The organism is Gottschalkiaceae bacterium SANA (assembly GCA_036323355.1).
Taxonomy (GTDB): Bacteria; Bacillota; Clostridia; order Tissierellales; family GPF-1; genus GPF-1.
The window spans coordinates 1,275,454-1,289,621 of the sequence record AP028876.1; the positions used below are offsets into that span (position 1 = coordinate 1,275,454).

Annotated in this window: 14 protein-coding genes; 11 read left to right on the forward strand and 3 right to left on the reverse strand. The window is 41.7% G+C overall.

The features are described from left to right. Nucleotides 1-4 precede the first annotated feature (4 nt). The 9 genes from AC25CA_RS05980 to AC25CA_RS06020 all read left to right on the forward strand — a co-directional run bounded on the left by AC25CA_RS05980 (nucleotide 5) and on the right by AC25CA_RS06020 (nucleotide 10,840). The gene (locus AC25CA_RS05980) at nucleotides 5-1,003 is read left to right on the forward strand and encodes a dihydroxyacetone kinase subunit DhaK (RefSeq protein WP_486816143.1); all 999 of its coding nucleotides are present in this window, start codon (nucleotides 5-7) and stop codon (nucleotides 1,001-1,003) included. Between the two features lie 12 nt (nucleotides 1,004-1,015). Beyond that, nucleotides 1,016-1,891: a 3-hydroxy-5-phosphonooxypentane-2,4-dione thiolase gene (gene lsrF, locus AC25CA_RS05985; RefSeq protein WP_486816144.1), complete on the forward strand. Its 876-nt coding sequence runs from the start codon at nucleotides 1,016-1,018 to the stop codon at nucleotides 1,889-1,891. 321 nt (nucleotides 1,892-2,212) lie between these two features. After that, a complete protein-coding gene (locus tag AC25CA_RS05990) occupies nucleotides 2,213-3,076 on the forward strand; it encodes a carbohydrate ABC transporter permease (RefSeq protein WP_486816145.1) in 864 nt (287 codons plus the stop codon). After that, on the forward strand, nucleotides 3,077-3,901 hold the full coding sequence (locus AC25CA_RS05995; protein ID WP_486816146.1) for a carbohydrate ABC transporter permease: 825 nt from the start codon (nucleotides 3,077-3,079) through the stop codon (nucleotides 3,899-3,901). It abuts the gene before it with no gap. A 21-nt stretch (nucleotides 3,902-3,922) separates the two neighbouring features. Further along, nucleotides 3,923-5,215: an ABC transporter substrate-binding protein gene (locus AC25CA_RS06000; RefSeq protein WP_486816147.1), complete on the forward strand. Its 1,293-nt coding sequence runs from the start codon at nucleotides 3,923-3,925 to the stop codon at nucleotides 5,213-5,215. Nucleotides 5,216-5,224: 9 nt separating this feature from the next. Further along, the gene (locus tag AC25CA_RS06005; RefSeq protein ID WP_486816148.1) at nucleotides 5,225-6,352 is read left to right on the forward strand and encodes an ROK family transcriptional regulator; all 1,128 of its coding nucleotides are present in this window, start codon (nucleotides 5,225-5,227) and stop codon (nucleotides 6,350-6,352) included. 20 nt (nucleotides 6,353-6,372) lie between these two features. Next, nucleotides 6,373-8,622 carry a phosphodiester glycosidase family protein gene (locus AC25CA_RS06010; RefSeq protein ID WP_486816149.1) on the forward strand — a complete coding sequence of 750 codons (2,250 nt, stop codon included), beginning with the start codon at nucleotides 6,373-6,375 and terminating at the stop codon, nucleotides 8,620-8,622. Nucleotides 8,623-8,672: 50 nt separating this feature from the next. Beyond that, nucleotides 8,673-9,425 (forward strand): NTP transferase domain-containing protein, encoded by a 753-nt coding sequence (locus AC25CA_RS06015; RefSeq protein WP_486816150.1) that lies wholly within the window; start codon nucleotides 8,673-8,675, stop codon nucleotides 9,423-9,425. Further along, nucleotides 9,422-10,840: a phosphoglucomutase/phosphomannomutase family protein gene (locus tag AC25CA_RS06020; protein WP_486816151.1), complete on the forward strand. Its 1,419-nt coding sequence runs from the start codon at nucleotides 9,422-9,424 to the stop codon at nucleotides 10,838-10,840. The genes AC25CA_RS06015 and AC25CA_RS06020 overlap by 4 nt, the downstream gene beginning before the upstream one ends. Before the next feature lie 98 nt (nucleotides 10,841-10,938). Here the strand turns inward: AC25CA_RS06020 and AC25CA_RS06025 are convergent, their stop codons facing one another. From AC25CA_RS06025 to AC25CA_RS06035, 3 genes are all read right to left on the reverse strand, one after another. Beyond that, nucleotides 10,939-11,661: a hypothetical protein gene (locus AC25CA_RS06025; RefSeq protein ID WP_486816152.1), complete on the reverse strand. Its 723-nt coding sequence runs from the start codon at nucleotides 11,659-11,661 to the stop codon at nucleotides 10,939-10,941. Then, nucleotides 11,661-12,008 (reverse strand): PadR family transcriptional regulator, encoded by a 348-nt coding sequence (locus AC25CA_RS06030; protein ID WP_486816153.1) that lies wholly within the window; start codon nucleotides 12,006-12,008, stop codon nucleotides 11,661-11,663. Before AC25CA_RS06030 ends, AC25CA_RS06025 begins: the two co-directional genes overlap by 1 nt. Before the next feature lie 151 nt (nucleotides 12,009-12,159). Continuing rightward, nucleotides 12,160-12,975: a hypothetical protein gene (locus AC25CA_RS06035; RefSeq protein WP_486816154.1), complete on the reverse strand. Its 816-nt coding sequence runs from the start codon at nucleotides 12,973-12,975 to the stop codon at nucleotides 12,160-12,162. An 88-nt stretch (nucleotides 12,976-13,063) separates the two neighbouring features. On the opposite strand from AC25CA_RS06035, the gene AC25CA_RS06040 reads away from it, so the two are divergent. After that, nucleotides 13,064-13,669 carry a GyrI-like domain-containing protein gene (locus AC25CA_RS06040; RefSeq protein WP_486816155.1) on the forward strand — a complete coding sequence of 202 codons (606 nt, stop codon included), beginning with the start codon at nucleotides 13,064-13,066 and terminating at the stop codon, nucleotides 13,667-13,669. Between the two features lie 102 nt (nucleotides 13,670-13,771). Continuing rightward, nucleotides 13,772-14,167 (forward strand): VOC family protein, encoded by a 396-nt coding sequence (locus tag AC25CA_RS06045; RefSeq protein ID WP_486816156.1) that lies wholly within the window; start codon nucleotides 13,772-13,774, stop codon nucleotides 14,165-14,167. The last annotated feature ends 1 nt before the right edge of the window (nucleotide 14,168 follow it).

Here is a 14,168-nt window from a genome sequence, read left to right on the forward strand (position 1 = left end):
AAAGATGAAAATGAAAAAGTTTATCAACGAGCCGGTAAATTTGACAGAAGAAATACTAGAAGGACTTGCCTTGTCGAATCCAGACTTGGTTGAGTTTGTTGATCAAAAGATGATCGTGAATAAAAAGCTGAAAGAGGCTGATCGTGTTACCATCGTTACCTTGGGTGGAACGGGACATGAGCCTGCGATTAGTGGATTTGTCGGCGAAGGTATGATTGATATTTCAGTACCCGGGGATATCTTTGCAGCACCTGGGCCTGGTCCATGCTTGGATGCAATTCGAATGGCTGACAAAGGCAAAGGCGTCTTGTTTGTGGTTTTAAACCATGCCGGTGATATGTTGACGGGTGACATGGTGATGAAGCGGGCAAAAAAAGAAGGCCTAAACGTTATGAAAGTCGTAACACAAGAGGATATCTCTAATGCGCCTAGAGAAGAGGCCCATGACCGTCGCGGTTTGGTTGGTTGCTTAGGCGTTTACAAGGTAGCAGGCGCAGTGGCAGCGGAAGGGAAGTCCTTGGAAGAGGTAGCGGCAGTGGCTCAAAAATTTGCCGACAATATGGCAACCATCGCGGTAGCATCAAGAGGAGCGACCCATCCATCAACCGGTGAGACCATTTCAAATTTGGGTGAAGAAGAGATGGAAATCGGCATGGGGCAACACGGTGAAGGTGGTGGTGGACGACAAAAGATGGGCACGGCTAATGAGACAGCGAATATAATGCTGGAAGCTTTGTTGAAAGATTTGGAAATCAAAGAGAAAGAAAAAGTGATGGTTTTAGTGAATGGCACAGGGGCAACGACTCTGATGGAACTTTTATTGGTTTACCGTCAATGTCACAAAACCCTGGCTACAAAAAATATTGAAATTGCGGCAAGTTTAGTAGGCGAATATTTGACTGTACAAGAAATGTGCGGCTTTCAATTGTGCATTGCGCGAATGGATGAAGAGATGATTAAATATTGGCAGGCACCTTGCAAAACCCCATATCATACCGTATAAGGAGAGAGTAAAATGGCAGATAAAGACGGCATTCAAGAAGGTAAGAATTTTCACCTAGATCAAAAAGCAGACAACAAGAGCTTTCATGTAAAAGGCATGGAACATTGTGATTGGGGCATGAAACACCGCCTATCACGTATCTTTAATCCAGAGAGCGGACATACAGTCATGTTGGCCTTTGACCATGGTTACATTATGGGAGCGACTAGTGGATTGGAACGTTTGGACATCACAGTGCCGCCCTTGGCAGACCATGCAGATGTGTTGATGGCGACTCGTGGCGCACTTCGAAGCTGTATTAGCCCAACATTTGACAAAGCAGTTGCATTGCGGGTATCCGGCGGTTCCACCGTATTGCAGGATGATATGAGCCTGGAATATTTTATGGTAAACATGCAGGAATCATTACGCATGGATGCCGCTTGTATTGCGATTCAAACCTATATTGGTTCGAAGAACGAGGCACAGACATTGAAGAACTTAAACGAAGCAGTTAATCTGGGCAACCAATATGGTATTCCTGTTTTGGGTGTTGTAGGGGTTGGCAAAGAAATGGAAAGGACGTCAAAATTCTTTTTGACAGCTGTTCGCACCGTGGCTGAAATGGGTGCACATATTGTGAAGACATATTATTGCGAAGACTTCGAAAAAATTGTGGCAGCTTGTCCCGTACCGATTGTGGTAGCCGGTGGCAAGAAAATTCCGGAAAAAGATGCCTTGGAGTTGGCGTATAACGCGATTTCTAAAGGTGCGGCAGGTGTCGACATGGGTCGTAATGTTTTTCAAGCAGATGATCCCGTGGCAATGATTCAAGCTATTCGAAAAATCGTTCATGAAGGAGAAACAGCTGAGGCTGCGTACGAATTCTATTGCAGAAGTAAAAACTAAGAAAAAAGACGCTTCGGCGTCTTTTTTGATGTCCTTATTTTTGTGGCTTTTTATATTTTGATTCTTCACTAGATTTGATAAGATCGGTTCGATTAATTCTTGTTCATGGACAAGAGTTGTTTTCACCGGGCTTTCTTATTGTCTATATACCATGAAGTAGGGGTTTGAATACAAGAAGCGATAGCACGCATGTTAAAGAGAGAAAAGACTCGTGAAAAATAATTAATCAAATCATTTGAAAAAATGGTTGACAACGTTTGCTGATCCGTGTAGGATGTAATTAATCAAACGGATTGATTAAATGATTTAGGAGGTGCTTGGTTGAAAAAGAACAAATTGACACCCTATTTATTGATTGCACCAACCTTCGTGTTGTTCACGATTTTCTTTTTGTTTCCATTGTTCTATTCCTTCTCTTTAACCTTTGTGGAGTGGAATGGATTTGCCATTGATAAGACATTTGTAGGAGTTAGTAATTATTTACGTCTGTTTAAAGATGAAGATTTTATCAATGCGTTGAAGAATACCATAACGTATGCACTATGGACTGTACCGCTTAGTGTGTCGATTTCTTTGGTACTCAGTTATATTTTGGATGAAAAAGTAAAAGGTTTTCAGGCTCTGAAAGGTATTTTTTTCTTACCGCATATTGTTTCACTGGTGGCGGTAGGCGTGGTTTGGTCATGGATTTATTTGCCGGATAAATACGGTTTGTTGAATGTCATCCTTGCTTTCTTCGGCATTGAGATTCATCAATGGTTGCACGATCCGGATTTGGCTTTAATTTCTCTAGTCATTATAGGAGTATGGAAGAGTATTGGTTACAATATGGTTATTTTCATTGCGGGTTTGGTTGCCATTCCCAAGTCCTTGTATGAAGCGGCTGAAATCGATGGCGCACAGGGATTGCAACGATTTGTGTATATTACCTTGCCTATGTTAAAACCAACAATCTTTTTTGTCATGGTATCCAGTACGATCTACTCCTTATTTCAAATTTTCGATATTGTCAAAGTAACGACTAATGGTGGACCGATTGGTAGAACTGAGATGTTGGTGACATATTTGTATAAGGTGGGATTCACGAATTATGAAATGGGATATGCTTCTGCTATTGCTTTCGTACTGTTTGCAATTACAGTATTAATAACGATTGTTCAGAAGAAGTTTATTGAGGAGAAATAGATGAAGACGTTGAGAAAGCTATTTAAACATTCTATGCTCTACGGAATCGCTGTAGTGATGATTCTCCCATTTTTGTGGATGCTTTCTACATCGCTAAAGGGTCCGGCAGAGATATTTTCATTGCCTATCCAGTGGATCCCGTCATCGCCGAAATTTGAAAACTATAAAATTGCGATTACGAGTTTCCCATTTATTCATTTTATGATTAACAGCATTGTTGTTACTGGACTGATTATTATTGGTCAGCTTTTTACCTCGGTGCTTGCAGCCTACGCTTTTGCGCGTATGGAATTCAAAGGAAAAAACTTTCTTTTTATTCTATTGTTGTCAGGACTCATGCTTCCGGCACAGACAATTATGATTCCCATGATCTTGACACTGAATAAATTAAATTTAATCAACACTTTAGCGGGTTTGATTATTCCATTCACATGGAGTACCCTAATTGTCTTTTTACTCAGACAGTTTTTTATGAAGATTCCACGAGAAATCGAGGAAGCGGCAATGATTGATGGGTGTAATACCTTTCAAATTATCACCAAAATTATTCTTCCTATTTCGAAGCCGATCCTGTCAACGGCTTTTATCTTGATCTTTATCTATGGTTGGAATCAGTATTTTTGGCCATTGCTGATTGTGAACAAAGAAGAATTGTACACCTTGCAGTTAGGCCTTGCTTACTTTAAAGAGGTCAATTCAATTGAAACGAATTGGGGTGCGTTGATGGCAGGAACGACGTTAACCATGTTGCCTGTAATTACTGTATTTTTATTCTTCCAGAAGAAAGTGATTGAAAGTATCGCCTTTTCTGGCGGAAAAGAATAGCAAAATGAGGAGGAGAATTTCATGAAGAAAAGAGTATTGGCATTACTATTGGCAAGTATCATGATTCTTGCGCTAGGTTTGAGCGGATGTACAAGTACAGCGTCTGAACCAGCGGCGGCAGAACCAGCAGCGGAAACCAGTGAACCTGTTGCAGAACCAGCTCAGGAACCTGTAGAAGTAAGTTTCTGGCATGGATATACGCCGGAAAAAACAGAAGTGCTTGATGAATTAATTGCACGCTATGAAGCGGAAAATCAAAATGTAACCATCAATGCACGCTTTGTTGCTTCAGGTGAAGAAATGCTTCAAAAAGTTCAAGCTGCATTGTTGTCAGGCGAAGAGCCAAACATGCTTTGGGGGTATCCAACTTGGACGGGTGTTTTGGAAAGCTCAGGGAAATTGGTGAATTTGGGCCAAGTTATGGACTCGGAGTGGAAAGCGGATTTACCAGAAGGTATTCTAAATGCAGGCGCATTTAAAGGCGATATCTATTCTGTTCCCATTGAAGCTGGAACACTTTATCTGATTTACAATAAGGATATGTTCGCTGAGGCTGGAATTGAAAATCCGCCAACAACATGGAACGAATTGTATGAAGATGCTAAGCTATTGACAAAAGGTGAACAGTATGGAGTTTGGTTGCCAATTGCACCAAATGAGCGAACAACATGGACATGGGAAACCTTCTTATGGCAAAATAAGGGAGAGATCCTAAATTCAGATGGAACGAATATTGGATTTAATAATGTTGCTGGTCTTGAGGCCCTTGAGTTCTATACGAAAGTGATTCAAGATGGATACGCACCAACTTCAGTTGGACAAGATCCATTTATTGATGAGCAAGTAGCCATGGTGTATGCGACACAAGGTGCAGCAAATGCATACATCAACAAGTTTGAAATGAACGTTGGCGTTGCAATGCTTCCTGGAAAGGAAAAATTAGCAACAGGTTTGGGCTCAAATCACTACTTTATGTTCAAGAGTGATGAGGCGGTTGAAAAAGCGACATTGGACTTTATGAAGTGGATGACTTCGGGTGATAATCATGCTGAGTGGGCAATCCGAACGGGTTATTTGCCAGTATCTGATTCAGCGAGAACTAGCGAGCGATACCAAAGTTTCGGTGCAGAAAATTCACATATGATTGAAGCAGCAAAGGCCTTGACTTACGGTGTAGCTCGTCCACCAATCGAAGAGTATCCAAAAGTATCCAATGTAATTTCAGCGACTATTGAAAAGATCGTATATGGTGAAATGACCGTAGAAGAGGGTATGGAAAAGATTCAAAAAGAAGCAGATTCTATCTTCAAGTAGGGAGAAAATATGAATAAAGCAACCAGTCCTGAGGTAATGAAACTGAATAACAAAAAGGCGATTCTGGAATTGATTTATTCCGAAAAGAATATCTATCGCGCTCAGATCGCAGATCGGACTCGACTTTCCAATCAAACTGTGACGAATTTGGTCAAGGAGTTGAAGGAAGAGGGGTTTATTAAGGAAGTTACGATGGAGACGAAGGGAAAGGGGCGAAATCCGATAGCCCTTTCCATAGCCTTGGATGACCTATGCGCAATTGGTGTTGAAATTTCGGTGCGTGGTGTAACGGTTGGATGTTTTAATGCCTCAGGACGGGTCATTTGTCGAGAGGAACATCCACCGACAGATGGAATTTTACCGATTGTTAAAGCGATGCTAGAAAGAGCTTTGAAAGCTGCTGATACGAAAACCGTTTTGGGGAACGCAATCAGTGTAGAAGGTGTCATTAACGAAAGCAAGGGACTGGTTGTCAAATCAAGTGTTGGTCTAGAGGGTGTGAACCTGAAAGAGGAATTACGGTATCTGGGGATAAAAACCTATATACGAAATGATGTGAATCTCTTGGCGGAAACGAGTGATCGTCAAGAGGAAAATTATATGATGATTCGGTTTGATCGAGGAATTGGCGCTGCATTGTTTTTAAATGGTGCCATCCTCCGATCGGATCATAATATGGCAGGCGAGTTTGGTCATGCTATTGTGTATTCAAATCCATCTCCAAAACCATGCAAATGTGGAAAGACTGGGTGTTTGACGACTGAAGCCTCAATGTCAGCCATTGAGACCCATTTCAAGATGAGTGTTTCTGATGCAGCTGCAGCGTATCATGCCGAGGAAGATGAGGTCACTGTCAAGATGGAACAATTGAGCCGATTTATCGCAGAACCATTGGCCAATTTAATTACCATTATGGACTTGGAAAAGGTTTTGGTTACTGGAACGCTTGTGGATTTATTTGGAGAAACATTTTTACAAAGCATTCATCGAGCTGTACTCGAGCGACTGAGTGTCTGGAACTCATATCAAGGAATTGAAGTACTGGAAACTTATGATATTGCAGAAAGAAGTGCTAAATTTGTTGTAGAAAAGTACTTTTTGCGCTGGAGAAACGGAGGCGCGATCTCTAAAAAATAAACAGAAATGAGGGACGACTGATGAAAATCGCAAGAAAAGCCTTTCGCTTCGGTAGTATACAAAGAAAGACCTATAAGCGATACATTAAACGGTACCTCTATCGTTACCGAGGCGTTAACGCCGATTTAGTGAACGACAATGAATTTATTGTTGATGCGCTAATGGAAGAATTGTGTGCCAAGGGGGCGATTTCTAAAGTGGAATTGGCAACCTATTATCTCGCATTGGCAGAAATGTTTCATGCACTTCCTTTTATGGAGGAAGAAACTGATGAAGAAATTTATCGCGAGGTCTTACAAATTCGCGAGATATATCGAACCGCAGCGGTAGATCGCTATCTATTAAAAAAGAAAAAGGAAATGAATCAGAAAGAATGGCAGCCTGTTCAGGGGATTGACCAATCGAATTTTTTTTGGAAAGCGGCAAAGGAAACAAAATTTGCAACATTGATGCTCATGGATGCAGAGCTTCTGCAGGCTTGTGCGGATACGTATTGCAAGCTTAAGGAAATGGGGATTCAGACAAGAGTTTTAATTCAGAAAGAAAGACGATTAGATACGAGTGTTAATGGGATGGATTCTCTACAGGGATTGATTGACCCGGAAGATCGAGTGGATGTCGATGGAGAAAAATTTGGATTCCCGCTTCATGAAATTGAGCTGAGGACTAGGGATGAACTTGTGCTAGGGTTTGGTGAATGGTTTGTGGGGACTTTTCGTTCACTTTCAGTAGATGCCTATCTTGTTTGTCGTTCACAAGAAATTTTAACTCGTGCAACAACTAATTCAATTGAGAAAGAGGAAATACATTGGATTTATGTACCAGCCTCGTATGACTTGATTGCTTTGATTCCCATTGTTGAACGAGCCGTGGTGAATTATCGTATATTGTCATGGATAGCCCAGGAGAACGGACTTGAAATTTATCAGCTTACAGTTGTGGAACTAATGAATCTATTTCCTACGTATTTTCTTCATGGTAGTTCAAATTTGAATAGTAACCTGCCCTTTCAAGTGGGACCAATAGAATCTGAGGAGCATTTTTTAGAGCGTAAGAAGCAGAGTGTTTTTCAGTGGGTTCGAAAGCAGGCGCCAGATATTGAGATGGGTGCAAGAACGATATTGGATCGCAACGGAGATCCTATGAAAGTAACCTACGCCAAGTTAGCCAGGTTGCAGTCGTATAAAACCCGGGTCGTTTCGACCGAAAAAGCACAAGATATTCGTTCCTTTTTTCGCGAGTCAGGAATCGATTACGGATTGGCTATGAATTACTTGTTTTTTGCAACAGATAAAAGCATTGCAACCTATAATCAGATGAGAAAAGAAAGGCCTCTTGAACAGGTGGACCGTTCGGGCTGGCATATAGATTATCGAAAAAATGAGGCGGGTGAGACATTCCCACTCTATGCAAAAGCAGCTATGGGAGCCGATGAAGAAGGAGAGTTGCATTTTTTCCGCAAGCGATTGGGTGCAGGTGTGATCCGCTTGAATGATCAACGGATTGCATGGCGTGAAAATCAGGTGGATCCAGATGAGGCGGGAGAATTTTGTATTTTTACACCCTATGGCGTGAAAACTGATACGGAGGCATATCTGTCGACGTGCATTGTTATTGGTGAAGAACGAGTCAATTTGGTCGTTGTGAATGATCGTGTTGTATCGATTCGAAAAGGAGGGGTTATGCTGCCGAATATCGGTGTCGTATTATCCTTCAAAAAGGAAGTCTGGAATCAAAAATTTCCACTTGAGCGTTTTGATGAGCAAGGGTATGGATGTGCGGAAACCTTTCATTTTACCCTGTCTTTGGAGAGGGCAGCAGCTTATCGCTGGGTGTATGGTGGTGCTATGTTCTTGATCCATCAAGGGGAGGCTTTTGACACGGAAGAAAAGTTGATGGCGGAATTCAGAAAAGAAGGCTGGTTGTCGGATCTTTCCAAACAGACACAGGATTCCGAAACCTTTCGCTTAGAGAAACATCCTCGTTCCATGATGGGACGAACCCAAGCAGGAGAGTTTTTTATGGTGGTATGTTCCGGGCGAAGTAAGTATAGTGTGGGAGCAGATTATCTTGATTTAATTCAGATTGCAAAGGACTTGTTTGATGATGTGGAAATGCTAGTGAACGTGGATGGAGGTGCTTCTTCTTTTATGGGTTTGATCCATCGAGGCGAAGTTTTGGAATTGAGCGATGTGACCTTTACCAACGATTCTTCCGCTGGAACCTTGCGTCCTTTGAATTCAATTTTTACGATTACAACGAAAAAATAGGACGAGGGGAAGGAGAAATCCTTTCCCTCGAATATAAATAGAAGAGGTGTATGATGAGTAGTACGAAAGCCATTGTATTGGCTGCTGGGAAAGGGAGCCGGTTGCATTCGCAGGAACAAGTATTGCCGAAAGTATTGCGCCAGGCAAATGGGAAATCCTTGCTGGACTATGTTTTGCAAGCAACTAGTTTTATTCCTCAGAAAGATACCGTTTTGGTGGTTGGTTATAAGGGTGCAATGGTACGTGATCATGTAAAAGGTGCATATCGTTTTGTTGAGCAAGCCCAGCAATTAGGAACAGGTCATGCTGTGAAAGCAACAGAAGTGGAGCTGCAGGATTATCATGGTCCGATTCTGGTAGTCTATGGAGACATGCCTTTATTCTCGCCAGAAACGTATCAAGCCTTGATTCGGATCCATCACGAATCCCAGGCAGCGGCCACCTTACTAACGGCAGTACTTGAGGATCCACCAGATTATGGTCGGATCTTGAGGGACACAGACAATAAAATTGTTGATATTCGTGAGGTGCGTGATTGCACAGTAGAAGAGCTTTTGATAGAAGAACTGAACTCAGGTGTATATGTATTTGATTCTCAAAAATTATTTGAAGTTCTGCATGAGCTAAAAAATGACAATGTGCAAGGAGAGTTTTATTTAACGGATGTACCAAAGCTTCTGCTTGCGCAGGGAGAAACGATTGCATCCTATACCTTGATCGAAAGTGATGAGGTATATGGGGTGAACACCTTGGAGGAACTTCACTTTGTGGAAGGGTTATTGCGGAAAAGAGGGATTCAATGATTAAGTTTGGAACGGGTGGCTGGAGAGCCATTGTAGGAGATGAGTTTATTCGAACCAATATTGTAAAGGTAGCCCAGGGACTGTCAGATATGATGAAGGAAGAAGGCGTGGGAGAACGGGGAATCGTGATCGGCTACGATAAGCGTTTTTTGTCGGATAAATCCAGCATTTGGATGGCTGAGGTCTTTGCGGGAAATGGAATTTCGGTAAACTATATTGACAAAGTAGCACCAACACCCTTAATCATGTATACGGTAAAAGCATTTAATTGTAATTATGGCATTGCAGTTACTGCTAGTCACAATCCGGCAGATTACAACGGTATTAAAATTTTTACCAAGGGTGGAAAAGATGCTGACTTGCCAATCACTGATAAATTAGAGCGGTATGTACAACGGCTAAAAGAGACGGATATTACTCGATTGTCTTTTGAAGAAGGTAAAGAGAAGGGCGTGATTCGTGTTGTCAATCCATTTAATGATTATATCGATACGATTATGTCGATGATTGATGTAGAAGCAATTCGAAATCGCGAATTGCGGGTCTTGGTAGATCCTATGTTTGGGGTATCGAAAGCAGCGCTGCAAACCGTTTTGACAACGGCTCGCTGTGAGGTGGATGTGATCAATGACAAGCATGATACTAGTTTTGGTGGGCGTATGCCGTCTCCCACAAAGGAGACTTTGAATAAGCTCAGCAACATGGTCTATGAGAGTCATTATGATCTGGGAATTGGTACTGATGGTGATGCGGATCGATTGGGTATTATCGATGAGCAAGGCACCTATGTAACCCCCAATCAGGTCATGAGTATGTTGTATTATTATCTTTTGAAATATAAAAAATGGGAGGGACCAGTCGTTCGGAACTTGGCGACTACCCATCAATTGGACCGAATCGCGGCAAGCTATGGACAAGAGGCCTTTGAAGTGCCTGTAGGATTTAAGTATATTAGTCAAAAAATGCAGGAAACCGGTGCGATTATCGGGGGAGAAAGTAGTGGCGGATTGACGATCAAAGGGCACATAAAAGGCAAAGATGGAATTTTTGCAGCAGCGCTTTTAGTAGAGATGATTTCTGTAACCGGACTGAAGATTAATGAGATGTTGAATGCCATGGAAGAGAAGTTTGGTAGCTTTGAAATGGTTGAGCGAAACCTGGCATTGAAAGAAGCAAAGAAAGAAGAATTGGTAGGCCGAATCTTCGAGCAAGAGGAAATGCCTCAGTTTCCTTGGGCAGTAGATCGCGTGAATGATTTGGATGGGCTGAAGATCTACTTCGAAAATGGTGGCTGGATTGTTGCTCGCTTTTCTGGCACGGAACCTTTACTTCGTATTTTTGCTGAAATGAAATCAAAAGAATTGGCCGATCAAGCAGCGGAAATCTTTATGAAACATTTTGGGATTGAGGGTTAAAGCTGAATATTTAAGAGTACCATATCATTTTTAGGTATTTGGAATAGAAACGAGTTTGATAGAATCCCAGCTCATGCTGGGATTCTATTTTTGATTAATTATTTGATACGCAAAATCGATTGGAGAATTGACTTCTTCAGAGATCCGAAATCCGAGAAATAACGGTTGAAAATCACTTTAAAGGAATCCAATTCATCTGGAATTTTAAAGGCCCATTGGCTTTTGATCATAGACTCAGTTTGTGGGAGATAGGCTTGCATATAGGCCATCAATCTTGCTGAGGTCAAGCCACCGATTGCGATATCTTTTGCGAGGGCAAAACCACCGAAAGCGAGGTGGTAGGCAATTGCCACGCCACCAAAGGCTGTGTCATACGCAACGGCAACACCGCCAAACGCTGCAAGTAGCGCTAGGGATAGGCCTCCAAAGGAGAAGAGTCCGATGCTGAAACCGCCAAAACTGAAAATGCCTGTTGCAAAAGCGCCAATGCTGATAAAACCCATTGATTTCGTACCGACTGCAATCCAACCTTTTGCAGTCACGGTAGGATTATTGCTATAACTCAGAAGCGGGAGTCCAAGTAAGGTTGTTTTGGACTGTTTGCTTCGATACAATGAGGCAGTTTCATTAATTTCTTCCCCGAGAGTTTTGGCAAAATCTCGAGGATTGCCAAGTAATTCGACAGGATCAGTAATACCTGTGTTTTCGTAGCGGTCTTGGAGAAGCTCCAAGATATCTTCGCGAATTCGTTGCTTGGTTTCAGGGTCGCTACTTAGCATGCCAATAACTTGATTTGTATATTTTTTAAATGATTTTACCATTAGATTTCCCTCCATGAGCTGAGCATTCCATCAATAATCGTTTTGAAGTCGTTCCAGGATGCAATCATTTCTTGAAGCGATTCGATGCCGGTTTCTGTAATACGATAGTATTTTCTGGGCACCTTTCGTTCACTGGATAATTTTTTTCGGTAGCTTTCGATAAAACCTTTATCCTCTAAGCGATAGAGGATGGGATAAAGGGAGCCCTCTTTTAGTTTGAATGTTCCATGGCTCTCTCTTTCCAATCGATTGAGGAGTTCATAGCCATAGAGGTCTTCCTCGTTGATGAGTTTTAATACTAGAATCTCGAAGACGCCTTTTTTTAGTTGTTGGTTGAGTCGATCCACAATGCACCTCCTAGGTTCATATTACATAAGAAAGTATTTACTATAGGACTATACTTAGTATTACTAAGTATAGTCTAACTTGATTGATATGATTTGTCAAAGCAAAAAAATCCCAGTTTCCACTGGGATTTTCATAACTTGGTGCTGAAATTTATTCGAGAATAGGTTTCACGATTGTGCGATGGGTGCGAAATTGTATGCGGTCCACCCGTTTGGGATGAATGGTTTTTGTTTTTGCGGTGATAGCATTGCGCGGATAGACGGCAAGTGTATCCCCGAGTTGTAAATCTGAATGGGAAAAATTTAGAACCGTGCTGGTTGAAAGTTGGATAGACAGCATCGCGTTCTCTTCATTGGTACCGCTGAGTATTAAATTGCCTGACTCTGATCGCCCTTTTTCGGTTATTGTCATCAGAAATCGAATAGATTCGTCATAGCATTGTACCATCATCTGATGATCTCCCCAGTTTAGATAGTCGATCTTCATTTCCGCTCCCGGAAGAAGATCTTGATTGTCGTAGGTTTCGATCCAAATTAGTCCCTCGCTAGTTTGAATAGAAAAGTTATTGTGATTGACTGTTTCAATGATGCCATTAAGTTGATGGATAGTTTCACCCATGCCAGATTCGCGCTTTGTGGTATCAGGTTTAATAATGGCTGTTAGGGTGTAAACGGAATCATCGAGAAGCAATTCATCTTCGATTCGGGTGACGCCAACAATCTCACCGAGATAGAATGTAGATGTTTCCATTGTGGCAAGAGGAAATGATATTAACTTGCCATTGTACAAAATATCTACGGTTCCCGGTCCAAATTCAATGATTTCTCCAATTAATTCATAGGATTCAAGGGGAGACTGAGGGATTGTTTGATCCGAGATTTCGATGGTTGCCGCTTCGTTTGAGTTGCAGCCGAAAAGAGAACCAGAGGCAAGAACAAGAATAACGAGGAATGTAAGTTTCCTCATGGCGTTCACCTCCTTACTTTCTTTTTACCCTGTTCTTGCCTATTTACCATATAATGAAGAAAAGGAAAGAAAGAATGGAGGAATTGTGATGAGTAAGCTAGACTACAAGAAAATACAAAAGGAATTTTATGCGTTGAAAAAAGGCGTGTTTCATTTCGTGGATGTACCAGAAATGAAGATACTTTGTATCGATGGAGAGGGAAACCCTGGTACAGCTAAGGCATTTCAAATGGCCGTTGAAGCTTTGTTTGCTTTTTCCTATACCTTAAAATTTCAAATGAAAGCGGAAGGCTTTGATTATGTGGTCATGCCCTTGGAAGGACAGTTTTATATGGATGATATGAGTCAGTTCAGCGAAATGCGAAAAGACGAATGGAAATGGACCTTGATGATTCGTCAGCCGGATCAAGTGACCAAAGCACAGGTTGAAAAAGCGAGAAAAACGGTAGAATCGAAAAAAAATCCAGAGGCTTTGGATCAAGTGAGATTTGAAACGTTTACTGAGGGGAAATCTGCACAAATTCTATATCTTGGTCCATACTCGGAAGAAACAGAGACGATTCAGGCCTTGCATGGCTTTATCGAGGAGAATGGCTGTAGCAAAAGAGGTAGGCATCACGAGATTTACTTGAATGACATGAGACGTACAGCACCAGAAAAGCTAAAGACAATTATTCGTCAACCGGTTGAATAGGGAAAGTTAGTTCAAAAACAAATGAATCAATAACTTTGACTTTAGAAGGCTAGTTATGTTGAAGCTGCACATACAAAACGAAGAGAAATGGGGGGGATTGTAATGATGATGCATCATGTTTGCATTCAAACGAATCGATATCGGGAGTCTTTGGACTTTTATACGCGTGTTATGGGATTCCATATGGTAAAGGAAACGCCGGGATTTCATGGCCGGTCCTTTAATACATGGCTGGCTCTAAATGGATTTTATATCGAGCTACAAACGGGAAAAGGGGAAGAAACTCTGGAGCCCTATGAGAAGAATCGAGAAGGGATCGTGCATCTTTGTTTTCATGTGGAAGATGTGGTTTGGGAACAGAAACGGATTGGTGACTTGGGCTATAAGAATTTTAAGCTGAAGGATGGGAAGGTAATCTATCGGGTTGAAAATGGATTTCTTTTCAAGGTGAAGGCGCCAGAGGGAACAGAAATCGAATTTCGAGATCAAGAGATATAGA

Excerpts from the sequence above, each read along its gene's own strand:
- AC25CA_RS05980 (WP_486816143.1), top strand. The coding sequence starts at position 5 with ATGAAAATGAAAAAGTTTATCAACGAGCCGGTAAATTTGACAGAAGAA.
- lsrF (WP_486816144.1), top strand. The coding sequence starts at position 1,016 with ATGGCAGATAAAGACGGCATTCAAGAAGGTAAGAATTTTCACCTAGAT.
- AC25CA_RS05995 (WP_486816146.1), top strand. The coding sequence starts at position 3,077 with ATGAAGACGTTGAGAAAGCTATTTAAACATTCTATGCTCTACGGAATC.
- AC25CA_RS06000 (WP_486816147.1), top strand. The coding sequence starts at position 3,923 with ATGAAGAAAAGAGTATTGGCATTACTATTGGCAAGTATCATGATTCTT.
- AC25CA_RS06005 (WP_486816148.1), top strand. The coding sequence starts at position 5,225 with ATGAATAAAGCAACCAGTCCTGAGGTAATGAAACTGAATAACAAAAAG.
- AC25CA_RS06010 (WP_486816149.1), top strand. The coding sequence starts at position 6,373 with ATGAAAATCGCAAGAAAAGCCTTTCGCTTCGGTAGTATACAAAGAAAG.
- AC25CA_RS06015 (WP_486816150.1), top strand. The coding sequence starts at position 8,673 with ATGATGAGTAGTACGAAAGCCATTGTATTGGCTGCTGGGAAAGGGAGC.
- AC25CA_RS06020 (WP_486816151.1), top strand. The coding sequence starts at position 9,422 with ATGATTAAGTTTGGAACGGGTGGCTGGAGAGCCATTGTAGGAGATGAG.
- AC25CA_RS06025 (WP_486816152.1), bottom strand. The coding sequence starts at position 11,661 with ATGGTAAAATCATTTAAAAAATATACAAATCAAGTTATTGGCATGCTA.
- AC25CA_RS06035 (WP_486816154.1), bottom strand. The coding sequence starts at position 12,975 with ATGAGGAAACTTACATTCCTCGTTATTCTTGTTCTTGCCTCTGGTTCT.
- AC25CA_RS06040 (WP_486816155.1), top strand. The coding sequence starts at position 13,064 with ATGAGTAAGCTAGACTACAAGAAAATACAAAAGGAATTTTATGCGTTG.
- AC25CA_RS06045 (WP_486816156.1), top strand. The coding sequence starts at position 13,772 with ATGATGATGCATCATGTTTGCATTCAAACGAATCGATATCGGGAGTCT.